The following is a 15,255-nucleotide window of genomic DNA, read 5'->3' as shown; positions in this document are numbered from 1 at the left end:
CATCGTCGAGGCCTTCCGGTTGGGCAGCTTGGTCGCTCCCGATCCTGGAGGGCCTCGACCCCATTCACCCCGACCGCGTCATGCCAAGTCGCTCACCCACTCCCACCGCAGGTACGAAGAGCCGGATTGCGGACGATGAGCCCCTCGCGAACGGCTGAGCTGAGAGCGGCTCGCAGGGTCGCGTGGATGCGGCGCAGGGTGGCGACGCTGACTTTCGGAGCGACCGATGCGCGGTAGAAGGCGCTGATGTCGCGGTGAGTCAATTCCTGAAGGTTGATGCGGCCGAGGCCCGGCACCAAGAACCGGCGTACGTGGATCTCGTAGGCCGCGTGGGTGGAGGGCCGGAGCCCTTGTTTGCTCCAAAGCCACTCGTCCAAGAAGTCAGCGAGGATCGGAGTGGCGGGTGGTTCGCGGCGGCCTTCTCGGCGGTGAAGTTGAGTGACGGTTGCTTCTGACACCAGTTGCCCCTTTCCAGAGCAATGCAAAAACCCGCGACGCCGATCGGCGTCGCGGGTCAAGGAGGAGTAATTGAAAACCACTCAGGACATGATTATTCCCAAGCTGGATTTAATCGTACCTTCGATTCTCGACTAATGCAATTGGTGACGTTTATTGCGTTTCGAAACCAGACTGATCGAATTTGAGTGTGCGCGCATTTTCAGAAACGGTCCGTACCCGACCCTCATTGAAACCATCGGAATCCGTCGCTTCGATCTCGATGCGCACGATCACACTGGTGTTCTCACCCGAACGCAAGTGAGCGAGTACCTCATCGGCGATGTTCTTGAACTCCAGCGCGATCTTGTCGGAGTTGAGGGTCTTGACGCCGTAGAACCGCGTCGGCCAGACGATGTCGACCTTCGAAGACTGGCTGGGACCGGGCTGGATGGTGGACGAAGGGCCGGGGTCCGGCTCAGCAGCATCTGGATCAGACCCGGGCGCGGGCGCAGGCTCGTCAGAGCGTTGTTTCTGCGCCACGTCCGGACGGACCAGGAGTAACGAGTCCGTCGCGACCGGCGCGCTCTCCTTGTCCTCGGGAGTCCAGAGCCCGATGTACCGACCAGCCGCCTCGTCGAAGCCAGCTGCGAGTGCGAAAGCGTCCGTCTGCCAGATCATCGGCAAGTCGAGGATGCCGGCGTCGAGGACCGACCGGTCGCGCAGGCGCGGCATGTAGGGGTACTGCGAGTAGAGCCCCCACAGCGAGCCGAGAGAAACGTGGCCGTCCTTCCAGATCTGCGGCACCTTGCCGATGGCGAGCCGGATCGTCGCCGCTGCCTGGCGGGTGGACAGATCGCCGTCATTCCCGAGACGCCGAGACACGCGGTCCGCCAGCGAGTCTGACTGTCCCTCGACCTTCGTCTCGCGGATGAGGAACGGCGCGCCGGGATCCGGCTGGGCCGGCACGAGCGCCCACGTGAACGTCTGGAGCAGGCGCGACGTGACCGTCTGGTCGGCCTGCGTCGCCCGTTGCGACGCCTGGTTCTTCTGGTTCTGCGTGAGGTCGAGGTCCGCCTCGTTCGACAGGACGTGCTTCCAACCGAGGTAGTCGCGGGTCGCGTTGTCCAGCTCTTCGAGACGCGCCTCATCGGCGGCCAGATAGACGAGCGCGTTCCGGTGCGTTCGGTTCGAGCTGCCGCGGTGCTCGGTGGCCTTGTGGGCGAAGTCCTTGGCCGCGGACTCTGCGCCGCGCTTGTGGGCGACCTTCGGATGAAGGATGACCAGGCGAGCCTCGTCGGTGTCGGGGATGTCGGCGTTCGACTCCGGGCAGACGTGGACACCGGCGAAGTCGCCACGCTTGCGGCCCTGGTCCTGAAGCCGCCGAACGATCTCGGCCCAGACGTCCTCCTTGTGCAGACGCTCGGCCTGGTCCTTGGCGGTGCGGGTGATGTTGGGCTGGACGTCGTACCAATACTTGCCCGAGCCCGAGTAGAAATACGTCGCGCGGTCGCCCAACTGAGTCAGCGCCGAGTGGAAGTTGCCGGGGACATCGCCCGGGATCGCAGTTCCGAGGAATACACGCTGCGTGCCGATGCCCTTGTGGACCGAGCCGGGAGCGATCGTCGGCGCAGCGCCGAAGAACACCGTGCGCGCGAGGCGCTTGGTCAGCGCACGCTGGCCGAAGAGCGGCTTCTCCTTGTCGATGCGGGCAGGCTCGGAGTTCGAGCCATCAACGTCCGCGTCGATGATCGCCTTCCAGGAATCCTGGAGGTACTGCGTGAGCTCGGAGTTCACGTTCGACGTGGCCAGCGGGATCGACGCGGGCATGATCATCGGCGACTGGTCCTCGCCGGTCCACAGGGCGTGGATGACCGTGCTCATCAGACGGAGGACGCCTCGGGTCCGCTGGAAGCGCTCCAGCGACGACCACTCCTCGTAGAGGGTGTCGAACAGCTCCGGATGGATCGGGTACGTCCGCTTGATCCGGTCCTCGTAGGCAGCGTCCCGTGCTTCGCGAGGGAAGTCGTCGGAGAACTTGCGGTACATCTCGACGTACGCCCGAGCCGTAGCGCCGATGGCTGCCAGCGCTGCGGCATCCGGCTGCTTGAAGAGCCGCTGCTTGACGATGTGATACGCCTCGTCAGACGACGCTGGGCGCCACTGGTCCGCCACACGACGTACGACGTTCTGGAGGCGCTTGAGAGCCTCAAGACCGTTCTGGCCGCCGACCTCTTCGGCATTGCCGGCGACGATCTTGTCGTTGGCGTCCCCGGTTTCCGAGGCCGGGATCGAGATCGCAAGCAGGACGCCCTTCGTGCCCTTGGCGGCCTCGGTGAGCGACTGGGCGAAGGTGAACTGATCGTCAAACGTGCCGCCCGCAAGGTCGTCGCGGCCGACGAGGGAACGTGCGTACGCGACCCACTCATCAATCAGGATGACAGCGGGTGCGTACTTGGCGAGCAGCTCGTGGAGCGCATCGCCAGGGTGAGTCCGATCGCGGTCCGCCTTGGCGACCACGGCGTACGCCTCCGTACCGCCAAGCTGCCATGCCAACTCGCCCCAGATGGTGTTGACGTCGGTGCCGTCCTCCTTGGTCACCCCAGACGGGCTGAAGTGGTTACCAACGATGGCGACGCGGTTGACCTTGGTGGCTGAGTAGCCGCTGGAGGTCAGGAGTTCCTGGGTCTCCTGCGGGAAGCTGCCGACGGGCAGGCCCGCCGCCACGTGCCACAGCGACAGCATTGAGTGGGTCTTGCCGCCACCGAAGTTGGTTTGAAGATTGATGACCGGTGATGCGTTGTCATCGCCTGACAGGCGGCGCACCGCACGACCTATGAGGTCACGCAGTCCTTCGGTCAGATAGGTGCGTCGAAAGAACTCGACCGGGTCGGCGTAGTCGGAGTCGACCTCGCCTCCGGTCGCGACCTTGTAGAGGTCGGCGGCGAACTCAGAGGCGTGGAAGTTGCCGGTGGCGACGTCGTCGTGGGGCTGGAGGACCTCACGCCAAGGGCGCAGACCGGCTGCTTCGGGGTTGTCGACGGCCGCCTTCAGGACCTTCTTGTCGTCCTTGTCGGCAGTGACACGACGCAGGTTGAGCCGGATGCCGCGGACCTCATCTGCTTCCTTCGCGGCGCCAATCAGCTTGAGAAGTCGCTCACCGGTGTCGAGCGCCCTGTACGCGTCGTCATCGGTGAAGGTCTTGTTGTGGGCCCACTCGTTGCGGACCTCGCGAAGCTCGCTCGCAAAGGTTTCGCCGGTGCGGCCGATGGCCTGGTTGAACGGGTACCAACCCGGCTTGAACCCACCGGTGATGTTGCCCTCGGTGAGGATCCGGAACTGCACCTGGGGATCGAGCGCGTCGTAGGTCTTCGTCGAAGGTGCGCCGTTCTTGCTGTCCTTCGCCTGCACAAGCTTGGTCCACACGGCGCCGAGCGAGGGATCGCCTTGACCGACGACGGTCGAGATGAAGTCGTCGAGTGCCGGCGCGAGCACCTGGAACATGCGGTCGATCCGGTCGCGGTTACTCAGTGCCATGTCAATCGTTCTCCGTGACGGTGTCGTCTTCGAGCTCGTCAGGTTCGAAGTGAGCCGAGTCTTCCTCGGCGAAGCCTTGGTCGATGTCGCGCTGGACGTTCTTGCCGATGGCGGCCTCGACGAGCTTGCACAGGCTCTCGCGGCGGGCCTTGAAGAAGGCCTCGAAGTCGTCTGCACGCAGTAGTTCAGCAGGAACGAGGTGCGTTCCCAACAGCTCGTTGAGGCGCGGTGATTCGAGCTGAGCGCGCGACTCGATCACGGTCAGGTACGACGACGGCACAGCGCCACCGATCGTCCTGTTCGTGCGGGCGCTGATCGTCGTCTTGTTGACGATGCTCTCGCGGTGCTCGTCGTCGATGCCGGTGTCGTTGCACCACTTCTGCGGGAAGATGTGGTGAATGTCGACGGCAAGATCGACGTACTGAACCTTGTCGAGCGCTTTGTCTTCCATCCAGTCGCGCGCACCGCCGGCGAGGATGAGCGCGGCGATGCCCTTGTAGGCGGCGGCGTTCCGGGTTCGGAGCGAGTGGAGACGCGACTCAGTGAAGTTCGCGTCCTGAACGGTCCGCGGCACCGGCGTGGACTCGTCATGAGCCCACGCCGGAACCATCTCGATGTCACGCGCGAACCGCGTCTCGATCGCCGAGCCGTACAGCTCGCCGAGCACTCCGCACCAGTACCAGCGGATCAGGCGCTCGCTCACGCTGATGAGGTCGGCGTCCTTGCCGAGGACGACCTTGATCGCGGCCAGAGGGACGAGCTGCTTCGGGTACGGCACGTCTCGCGGAGCGAAGATGTGCCGGTCGGCAAGGAACGTGGCAGCCCAGACGAACGCCTCGCGGAGCTGGTCCCGCCACTCCAGGTAGTCCGCCAAGGTGAGCTTGAGAACGTCCTCGCGCTTCGCGGAGATCGCGGGCGGCCGGTCAGAGGTGTCCGCGAGGTTCCGCTTGCGGGTGGTGAGCATCGTGATGGCCTGCAGGAAGTCGGTGTTCTCGACTGCAGCGAGGACCGGGTAGGACGACCACTTGAGTTGGGTCTCCTTCCAGTCGTCGTTCAGACGGAAGTCCTCGCCCGACTTCTCGTAGTACCCGGCGTCGCCCGCAAAGACGGCCGTGAGCAGCTCGAAGACGTTCAGGGGCAGGCCGCCGATGTTGACCTTCTCGAAGACCGTGGCCACCGCAGCCTTGTCCGTGCTCTCGTCGAGCACGATCGCCGGGATGTCGTAGGTCGCTGCCGGCTTGATGAACTGCTCGTGGAAGCGCTTCCCGAGCTCGCGGTCCTCAAGCTCCAGGATCCAGCTCATGTAGTCGCCGTAGAGCAGGTGAAGCGGGAAGTAGCCGTGCTCGCGCTGCTTGTCGTGGTCGCTCAGGTCAAGGACCACGTCCTTGCCGAAGTTCGTTCGAACCACACCGTCCGCAGGAATGCTGATGAGCGCCTCATCCACACGGTTCGAGTCGCTCAGCGCGGTGTCCATGTGCACGAGGTAGCGGCGGTCGAGCAGCTTGCCGCGACTGTCCTTCGTCGCAACTGCGCCGTCGCCACTAAGTGCTTGAGTCAGTGAGGTCAGACGCTGCTGTCCGTCGAGTAGAAGGAACTTGGCCTCGGTCCCCGCAGTTAGCCCCACGCCCTCGATCGCCCGGGGCTTGAAGCGGACCTGCGTGTTGCCGGTCTTCAGAAGCATGACGGCACCGAGGGGGTGCCCCCGGAGCACCGTGACCAGCAACTGGCGGATGCGCTCGTCTTCCCACTTGTAGCCACGCTGGAAGTCAGGGAGTTGGATCTCCCCGGATCGTGTCCACGTCAGGTACTCGCCGAGCTCGTACATAGGCGTCAGAAAGCCCATGTCAGTCGTCTCCCTCATCGAAGTCGAACGCGCCCTGCTGCGCGGTGGGCTTCTTGACCGACCGAGCGACCTCAAGGATCTCCGGCCAGGTCGTGACCAACGTGTTGAAACTGAGCGCGTCCTTCGTCCAGCCGTTGCCCTCGGCGATGCGGAACAGGAGGTGAGCGAGTTCCTTGACCAGATCAGCATCAACCGCGCCATCGGGGCGGGTCAGCGCGGACTGAAGGAAGTCGCCGGCCGGCGCGATTCCATCGCGTTCCAGCACCTTGATCAGATGGTGGAGAGCCTCCCAGTTCGAGGTGTGGGCGTCCTTCAGGACGTCGTAGTCCCACGGGAGATCTGCGGGCTTGATGAGCTGGACGTTGCCTGCACGACTCGTGAGGATCTCGTCCCGGTCCATCGTGTCGACGCTGGTATTACGTGCACGCGCAAGGCTGTCCGCATCCCCGAACTTGCCGACTCCGTAGCCGTGCTGGCGATACCAAGCGATAGCGAACCGAGACGTCGAGTCAAAGTCGCCTTCCTGCTCGTTGAGCACCTGGTCAAGGATTTCGTTGATTCGCGCCAAGGCGGCGCGGACCGTCATCTTTGAGCCGGTCGGCTCCAGAACTGCGGCGTACCGGCTGAATACGGCCATGCCAGGACCAATGGCAGCCTGCGGGAGGTCGACTGGGGCCACCTGCCCCTGCTGCAACTTCCGGAGCGCACCCGGAAGCTCCGCCTCCAAGGCCGCGATGAACCCGCGACGATCTGTCGTTGGTCCTCCGTCGGGACGCGGACGCAGGGACAACACAATTGAAGAGGCAAGAGCGTTTGAGTCCCTCGCGATCAGCCGCGTTCCGCCTTCGGTCCGCATCGGCCAGGTGGATGTGATCTCCCAGCCGGCCGTGATCATGCCCTCAAGCAGGGTTTCCCAACCGCTCGATGCTTCGCCGACGTCGTCGGAGTCGGACTGTTTGAAGGCGTAGTAGACCGTTATCGGATACTCCGCTGAGGCCGTAGCCCGGGCTCGGGCGAACACCTCGCGGAAGCCATCCTCGAAGAACTTCTTCGCGGCGACAGGCCCGTTATGACGATAGGGGTTGGCGACCAGTTCCTCGGCCTTAGGAACGAGCAATGTTGACAAGAGATCCGGGTAGACCGGCCGAAGAACGCGGCGCAGCCACACATAGAAGTAGTCGGAGAGTTCTGCGTAGCTGATGTTGTCGTAGTAGGGCGGGTCCGTGGAGATGACGACGCCCGGAGGCAACTCGACGGACTGTGCGGGCGCTTGTATAGCCGTCCCCGAAGCGCCGGGGCGAAGGCCCTCCAGCGTCTTGGCCGCGCCATCGACGACGCCATCCCAGTCTCCACCGGCGCCCGCGAATGGCATCGGCTCCGCGAAATCCCAAACCATCGCGATCGCTTGACGCCCAAAAGCTGGCGCCGTCTTGTCAGCGTCTGACCGCCACCGCGAAAGGGATGTGTGGAACACCGTCATCTTGCTCGCACAAAGTCCGAGGTACGTCGCGATCGCGTCTGCGTACGCCGCCGAGCCGCCATCCTCGATGACCTTCTCGCGAGCGGCAAGCACGAGGTCGCTGAATGCAATCAACGCCCTGAGCTGCCGCGGCGTGAAGAGATCGATGAACTTCGTCAGGCCATACCGGTAGACATTGATCCGGCCGGGCCAATCCGACAACTCGCCCAAGGGGAGGTCTTCCGGCAACTCAACGTTCGCCGCCAATTCTTGATCCGCGGTCGCCTCGACATAGAAGCGCCTGCGGTTCTTGGTCGCCACAGCCGCCATCAATTGCTGGCCAAGTCCTACCGAGCGACTTGTGGACCTGATGTGCTCCAGAGACACGGGTGCGTCACACGCAACGCAAGTCGCACCGCTCCGTCCGACGGTGCCGTCAGATGCGGCGCTCGGCGCACCTACCTTGCTGCGGATGATCTCGAACCGCACTCGACGTCCGGACGGGTGATCGTTCGAAGTCTCGACATGCGGCGCGACATACGCCTCACCTCCGCGCTTCTTGCTCAGCCACCAACTACGGACCAGTGGCATCTCAATCCCGCACGCGGGGTTTGGGCACGTGAGGGTTCTGGCCCAGATCCAAGCGAGGGCGGGCACATGACTGGCGTCATCGAGGCGCACGTCGGGATAGAGATCCCCGACCTTGGCCTTCGCTTGCTGCCCGATCCACTCGCCATAGGCGCGAACATCGGCGGCGAGCCCCTCAGCGCCAACCCACTTCCGGATTTGGCTTGCAGCCAGGCCCGGCCAGACCGGCTCGGTCCCTACGAACGCTGGAGGAAGCTCGATCAGAGCCTTGTTCAGCAGAACGGCCACAGGGTTGAGGTCGGCCGCGCGGGACTCAAGCCCAAGCCGCTGAGCCTCAACTGGAATCGCGCCGCCGCCCGCGAACGGATCGAGGATCGGCGGCGGATTACCGCCGGTGGAAGCCAAGATCTCGCGCCGCGCCGCGTCGAGCAGACGATCGTTGCGCCCGCTCTCCCAGGCGCAGAGCTCGGCAATTAGTGTGTGCAACCGCTCGCGTTCCTCGCGCTGGAGTTCCTCCGTCGGAAAGCGGTCCGGCCGCGCGCTCGGATCGTCAACCAACTGCGCAAACAGCACCGCGCGGGCTGCCGCGAGCGGCCGACGCGCCCACCAGATATGCATGGTGGACGGGTGGCCATGCCGGATCGACTTCTCCCGGGCGGACTCCCGGTTGATCGCTTCCAGCGGCAGAGCCACCTCGATCAGCTTGCGCTTGTGCACTAGTTCCTCGACCCTCCGTGCCCGAGATGACGGGCGAACCTCACCGACGATGCGGCGCGTGATGTGTGCATGAAGTTACCGTTGGGGCCCGACGCTTTGGGTGGAACGGGAGTCAATGGTGGGGCCCGCGGGCGTCAGAAGGGCGCGGTGCCCTTTGCCCAGGTCTTGGCCCAGTCGCCTCGGATGCCTGTGGCCTCGAAGTCTCCGAGGTCGGTGGTGGCGAACGGGTCGCCGAGGTAGCGGACCTCGTCGTACTGAGCGCCCCGCTGATCGACCCGGACGAGCGCGAGCCGGTAGCGAGGGACGGCGTTCTTGCCGGTCATGACCTCGTTGTGGGTGACGAAGAAGTCCTTCGAGCCCTCGATCCGCGCCTTGACCTCGATCCGGTAGGTATCGCCGTTGGCGTCGGTCGACAGGATGTCGAAGCCCTTGTTGTTGAACGCCTGCTCGACGGGCTTGCGGCCGAGTTCGCGCTCGCGGGCGAGGACCAGGTCAACACCACGGCGTTCGACTGCCTTGGTCTCCTTCGCGTGGATGGGCGCGGTCGCCGGGATCTCGCCTTCGAGCATCCCGATGGGCAGCACCAGCGCCGCGGTGACGATGTGCGGCGGCTTGGTCGACATGAGCTGCTGCTGGTCGAGCAGCGCGAGGCGCTTGCGGAGGCGTGAGTCGAGTTCGACGGCCTTGCGATTCAGGCTGTCGGAAGACTCCTTCGGCTTCTCGCCCTTCTGCTCCTTCTCCGATGCGACGGCGGCGTCGAGCAGGAGGCGTTCGCTCTCGGCGCTCAAGCGCTTGGTGACCAAGTCGCGCGCCTTGGTCAATTCGTTGAGACGCCGCGGCTGCACTTCGCCGAGGTACTCGGGCAACTGATTGGCGATAATCCAGCTCGTCGCTTTGTCCTCGGCGTCGCCGAGCCAGCTCAGACGCCTGGCGGCGTCCGTTGCTGGGCCCGCCGGTGCCGCGACGCAGTCCAGGTAGGGCGCCGGCCCGGCGGGGCTGACGGTGCCGAAGCTGTCGACGTAGGCGTAACCGAAGCGTCGGGCCACCGATTCGCCGGTCGCATCGGCGACCTCCTCGATGACGCCGACGAGGAGCTGCGGTTCCTCCAGCGTGGACGAGACAAGAACAGTGCCCTGGTTGAGCGCCCCACCGAAGTTGCGGATGGCCTCGCCCATGACGGCGTCGTGGAGCGGGTGGCCGGGTGCGAGCAGGTCTGCGCGGGTGAGGTCGTCGGGCTGGACGTGGCTGAGGTCGAAGGTGACCCGGTCGTACTTGGTGGCGATGGGTCCTGTGCCTGCCGAGCGGATGTGCTGGGGCACGTTGGCGATCTCGTAGCGCCCCTGCTCGCGCTTGACGATGCGTCCGCCGAGCTTGGTGAAGGCTGCCTTGAAGGCGAGTTCGATGTAGTGCGGCTGGAGGCGCCGTGCTCGGGCCTCGTCCATAGCGGCTCGCAGCGCCTGCAAGTCAGCATCAGCAAGGTGGTCGGACGCCAGGGCGCGCTCGTCGAGCAGATCCTTCAGTCCGTCGCCGACGGAGGCGTCGATGACTTCGTGCATCTTGGCCTTCACGTCGGCCCGTTCGCCGTACTGGATGGCGTCGAGGAGCAGGTTGCGCAGCGGGGTCTCGGTGAATGCCTCGCCGAGGACGTCGAAGACCTTGCCGCCATAGGTTTGACGCATCTGGTCGAGCTTTTCCAGGAGTCGGGTGAATACCTCGCCCTCGCGGGTGTTGGAGGCGACGAGGTTCCAGAGGCGGCAGACCTCTTCCTGGCCGATGCGGTGGACGCGGCCGAAGCGCTGCTCGATGCGGTTGGGGTTCCATGGGAGGTCGTAGTTGACCATCAGATGTGCGGCCTGGAGGTTGAGACCTTCACCGGCGGCGTCGGTGGCCAGGAGGATCTGGCAGTCGCGGTTCTTGGTGAACTCCTCGGTGATCTGGCGTCGCTCGGCGCGGCGTACGCCGCCGTGGATGGCGCGGACTGCGTCTGGCTTTCCGAGCAGCGAGCCGATCCTTCCTCTGAGGTACTCCAGGGTGTCGCGGTGTTCGGTGAAGATGATGAACTTCCGCGGCCACCCTTGAGCGTCTGTGGTGAGCGCGTGGTCCTGGAGGATGGTGGAGAGCTCGGTCCACTTGCGGTCGGTGCCGGCCTCGCGGACCAGTCGAGCAGTCTTGATGAGTTCGCCGAGCTCGATGAGTTCCGCGTTGAGCTCTTCGACGGTCTGCGCGGCCGTAGCGGCGTCGAGCAGTTCCTCTTCGGCCGTTTCGATTTCTTCGGCGTTGAACTCGTCGTCGTCGATCTCGCTCAGGTCGATGTCGGGCTCGACCTCGCGGTAGGTGCCGTTGAGGATCTCCTGCTTCTTGCGCTCCAGCCGCTCGGTGCGACGTACCAGGCTCTTGTAGATCGCTTCGGGGCTGGAGGCGAGGCGGCGCTGAAGGACAGTGAGGGCGAAGCCAACGGTGTTCTTGCGCTTGCCGCCGATGCGTTCGGCGCGGTTCATCCCCTCGCGGACATAGTGGGTGACGTCCTCGTAGAGGTCGTACTCGAGTGCGGTGAGTTCGTAGGGGACGGTCTCGGCGATGCGTTCGGGAAAGAGTTTCTTGCCTTCGAAGGTCAAAAGGTCTTCCTTGACCATGCGGCGCATGACCCCGCTGACGTCGGCGCTCTTCTTGTGCTTGCCTTCGAAGCGGTCCCGATCGAGCAGCGTCATAAAGAGCTGGAAGTCCTCTTCCTTCCCTGAGTGAGGCGTGGCGGTCATCAGGAGAAGGTGTCGGGTGATCTGGCCGAGCATCTCGCCGAGGAGGAAGCGCTTGGTCTTCCGCAGCTCTCCACCGAAGTAGTGCGCACCCATGCGGTGCGCCTCATCGACGATGATGAGGTCCCATTCGGTGTCCTTCAGCTGAGCCTGCAGTTGCTCGTTGCGGGAGAGTTGATCCATCCGCGCGATCAGCAGTGGGTTGGTCTCGAAGACATTGAAGTTGACCTGGGCGTCGATCAGCTGGTTTGTGAGCAGGTCGAACCGGAGACCGAATTTGAAGAACAGCTCGTCCTGCCACTGCTCTACCAGTCCGCCGGGGGCGATGATCAGGCACTGCTTTACGTCATCGCGAAGCAGCAGTTCCTTGATGTAGAGCCCGGCCATGATCGTCTTGCCCGCGCCTGGGTCGTCGGCCAGCAGGAAGCGGAGCGGGGTCCGCGGCAGTAGCTCGCCGTAGACGGCCCGAATCTGGTGTGGCAGCGGCTGTACGTCGCTGGTCGCAACAGCGAGCATCGGGTCGAAGAGGCCGGCCAAGGAGATCCGCTGTGCCTCCGCAGCGAGCTTGAAGTCGCTCGCTGCGGCGTCGAAGGCCCTGCTGCCACTGTGGGCTACTGACAGCTTGTCTTGATCCTTGCGGAACACCACCTGCTGCCCGAGGCCTCCGTCCGCATTCTTGTAGGTCAATTCGAGTGCGTCCGTACCGTGCCACTGGGCGGCGATGACGGTGATGACCTCGGCTGGAATGAGCCCATCGATGCGTAGACCGGGCTTGAGCTCTTCGAGCTGCAACGTGACCTCCTAGATATTCCGCCGAACCTACTCGCTCCCGCGGACAGTCTTTACTCAACTGGCTTCGGGCGTCGGTGCTTGTCACTACGCTGCGCCCGATTGGGTCAAGCGGTGGAAACGGCAGGTGCGATGGAGAAGGACGAGCGGCAGCAGTTACGCGCCATCGTGCAACAGGTCGCATCGTGGCGGGACCTGGCGGCCACTGGCGTGGCAACGCGATCCACTGTCATCGATGCTGGGGACTCCGCTCGCACAGAGCTGCTGGCTCGACTCGCGCCAGCATCGACGTCTGCTGATTGGCGGTCGTTGTCCCTGACTCCGGCAGACAGTTCGTTGACTATCAGCATGGCGCGGGCAGGAACAGTGCCTGCCATTGCCGACGTCACTCAGCAGACAATCGACCGCCTACATGGTGACGTGCAACGAGCATTGGACGACGTCCGAGCCCTGTTCGGGGCTCGTCGTGTCTTCGCGAACCGGGGCCGCAAGGACGGCGCCTCCGCTGCAGCCAATTACTTGACCCAGTTTCACGAGTGGGTGATGTCCACGGGGCAGGACGCGGCTCTTCGCTACCTGGCCGAGTGGCAGCCCGACCCTCGTGTCGCACCGGGGCCTTCAGCCGTCCTCGACGATCCCGTCGGCCTCTCGCAGCACCTCCCGGCCGATCGAGTTCTGATCGAGCGGTCGGAGATGGACAGGGCCCTCGAGGCGATCCGCGTTATCGACCACGCGCTGGCGCAAGAGGCGCAGTTTCGCGGTGCGGTCACCGGCGCCGCTGATGCTTTGCGACAGGCCGAGGCCCGAGCGCTCGTTGAGCAGATGCCCGTAGAGAGGTTGAAGGACGCGAGCAGCGGCCAGTTGCGCATCTCGGCGCTCACTGCCGCCGGCATCAAGTCCGTTCAGGAAGTGCTCGACCTCGGTGGCCGCGTCTACGGCATACCGAGCGTGGGTGAGACCACGGGCAAGCGCATGCTGGGGGCTGCTCGAACGATCTGGCAGACCACGCTGGACGAGATGCCGATCCGACTCGACATCAAGAACCGTCCTCCGGCCGCGACTACGTTGCTTTCCAAGCTAGCGGCGTGGGACTCGGCACGGTCGATCAAGTCCGCGACCAACGTCCTCGCTGCAGCCGACAGCCTGCGGCCTTACCTGACCGCAGTCTCGGGCGCGGTAACGCAAGTCCTGTTCGTTGGGCATCGCAAGCCCACTCAGGATTTGCGTGTTGCGATGCGACTCGTCTGTGAACGCGCTGGCGCCCTGGGCGCCGGTGGCGCCTGGGCTACGGACGTGTGGGCTGACTTTCTGTCGAGGCCGGCGGACTACTACGCCATGCTCTCCGAGCTCGGGTTCCTGTCCGAGGACGAGGAAGGCGCTCAGGGTGACCTGCCGGAGGAGATCCTGCAGGCGATACGTGACCTCAAGCTCGAGACACGCTTCCTCTCAGCGTCCTTGCGCGGCTACCAATCGTTCGGCGCCCGGTTCGCGCTCGTGCAGCGCAAAGTCATTATCGGCGACGAGATGGGCCTCGGTAAGACCGTTGAATCGCTGGCCGTGCTCACTCATCTGCGCGCCAAGGGGTCTCACCATTTCCTGGTGGTGTGTCCGGCTGCAGTGGTCACCAATTGGATGCGCGAGGTCACCAGCAAGTCCGACCTGCGAGCACATCGGCTCCACGGTCCGGGACGTGATGCCGCCCTGGGGTCATGGGGCCGCAACGGTGGGGTCGCGGTAACGACGTACGACACCCTCGGGTGGCTGGAAGGGCGTGTGCCGAGTGGCACCCACCCGGAGTGCCTCGTCTTCGACGAGGCCCACTACATCAAGAACCCCGACGCGCAGCGGACTCGTCGCTCCCGAGCCCTGATCCAGCAAAGCTCCCGAGCCATCTTGCTCACCGGAACGCCGCTGGAAAACAAGATCGATGAGTTCCGCAGCCTCGTTGGCTACCTACGCCCCGACCTAACGGTCAATGCCTCTGAGTTCGCTCCACGACAGTTCCGCAAGCAGGTTGCCCCCGCGTACCTGCGCCGCAATCAGGAGGATGTCCTCACCGAGCTCCCAGAGCTCGTCGAGGTCGATGAGTGGATGCCACTCTCCCCCGAAGATCAACAGCACTATCGATCGGCCGTACTGGACAGCAACTTCATGGCCATGCGCCAGGCCGCGCTTCGTGCCGGGACGGCTTCACAGAAGATGCAGCGCCTCTTGGACATCGTCGAGGAGGCTGAGGACAACAACCGTCGTGTGCTGGTCTTCTCCCACTTCCGCGCCGTCCTGGACGACATCGCTGCTCACCTGCCTGGGAAGGTCTTCGGCCCGCTGACCGGATCGGTTCCGGCGGCTAGGCGGCAGGAGATGGTCGATGAGTTCTCTCAGGCTCCGCACGGCGCCGTGTTGGTGGCCCAGATCGTCGCAGGCGGCGTAGGGCTGAACATCCAGTCCGCCTCAGTGGTGGTCATCTGCGAGCCACAGCTCAAGCCGACCACGGAGTGGCAGGCCATCGCGCGCTCGAGACGGATGGGTCAGCTGGAGTCAGTACAGGTCCATCGGCTCCTCTCCGAAGACGGAGTGGACCGCCGAATCACTGAGATCCTGGCGCGGAAGCGCGAACTCTTCGAGGAGTTCGCGCGCGTCTCAGAAACCGCCGACAGTGCACCTGAAGCGATCGACATCTCCGACGCCGAGATCGCAAGAGATATCGTCGCCGCCGAACGCCAGCGACTGCTGAGTCCGTAGCCCGATTGCTTCAGTCGACGATCAGAGGAGCACTGTCATGGATTCGATGTACTCCCGCGATGGAGTGCTGGCCATGCCGGTCACTCAGGTCTTTGACATGGCTTGGAGAGGCACTGCCTTAATGGGCACGATCGCGCAGGGCTCGGTCCGGACCGACGACACTGTCCTGATCCTTGGTGGCGAGTATGCCCTCGCCGTTCAGATCTTCGTGCTCGGCGAGGACGCCGAGGTCCGCCCATGGGCGGACGCCGGGGACACCATTGGGGGCTCTTCACAGTTGAGGGTGTAGCGGACGACGCGGCCGGGGTCGGCGCGTCGGTGCCGGGATAGAGGTCGAGGTCTTTCGAAGATGGCGGTTCCTACGCCAGCCACCCGAAAGACCTCGACGTGCA

General features: G+C 64.4%; 7 protein-coding genes. 2 read left to right on the top strand and 5 right to left on the bottom strand.

Annotation, left to right across the window (positions count from 1 at the left end; genetic code table 11):
• Window positions 1-92 precede the first annotated feature (92 nt).
• The 5 genes from ACYVID_RS17675 to ACYVID_RS17655 form a co-directional block, all read right to left on the bottom strand.
• On the bottom strand, window positions 93-539 hold the full coding sequence (locus ACYVID_RS17675; protein WP_460739326.1) for a site-specific integrase: 447 nt from the start codon (window positions 537-539) through the stop codon (window positions 93-95).
• 70 nt (window positions 540-609) lie between these two features.
• On the bottom strand, window positions 610-3,972 hold the full coding sequence (locus ACYVID_RS17670; RefSeq protein ID WP_460739324.1) for a Swt1 family HEPN domain-containing protein: 3,363 nt from the start codon (window positions 3,970-3,972) through the stop codon (window positions 610-612).
• Between the two features lies 1 nt (window position 3,973).
• Entirely contained in the window at window positions 3,974-5,797 is a 1,824-nt protein-coding gene (locus ACYVID_RS17665; RefSeq protein WP_460739322.1) for a GmrSD restriction endonuclease domain-containing protein, read from the bottom strand.
• Window positions 5,798-5,816: 19 nt separating this feature from the next.
• Window positions 5,817-8,579: a DUF1156 domain-containing protein gene (locus tag ACYVID_RS17660; RefSeq protein ID WP_460739320.1), complete on the bottom strand. Its 2,763-nt coding sequence runs from the start codon at window positions 8,577-8,579 to the stop codon at window positions 5,817-5,819.
• Between the two features lie 134 nt (window positions 8,580-8,713).
• Window positions 8,714-12,124 (bottom strand): helicase-related protein, encoded by a 3,411-nt coding sequence (locus ACYVID_RS17655; protein WP_460739318.1) that lies wholly within the window; start codon window positions 12,122-12,124, stop codon window positions 8,714-8,716.
• Between the two features lie 129 nt (window positions 12,125-12,253).
• On the opposite strand from ACYVID_RS17655, the gene ACYVID_RS17650 reads away from it, so the two are divergent.
• Together ACYVID_RS17650 and ACYVID_RS17645 are read left to right on the top strand one after the other, a co-directional pair.
• Window positions 12,254-14,863: a DEAD/DEAH box helicase gene (locus tag ACYVID_RS17650; protein ID WP_460739316.1), complete on the top strand. Its 2,610-nt coding sequence runs from the start codon at window positions 12,254-12,256 to the stop codon at window positions 14,861-14,863.
• A gap of 37 nt (window positions 14,864-14,900) precedes the next feature.
• Window positions 14,901-15,152, top strand: coding sequence for a hypothetical protein (locus tag ACYVID_RS17645; RefSeq protein WP_460739314.1), 252 nt, complete (start codon window positions 14,901-14,903; stop codon window positions 15,150-15,152).
• Window positions 15,153-15,255: the final 103 nt, after the last annotated feature.

The organism is Nocardioides ginkgobilobae (genome assembly GCF_054781275.1).
Note: the sequence above shows the minus strand (reverse complement) of the source record. Positions and strands in the feature narration are given on the sequence as shown.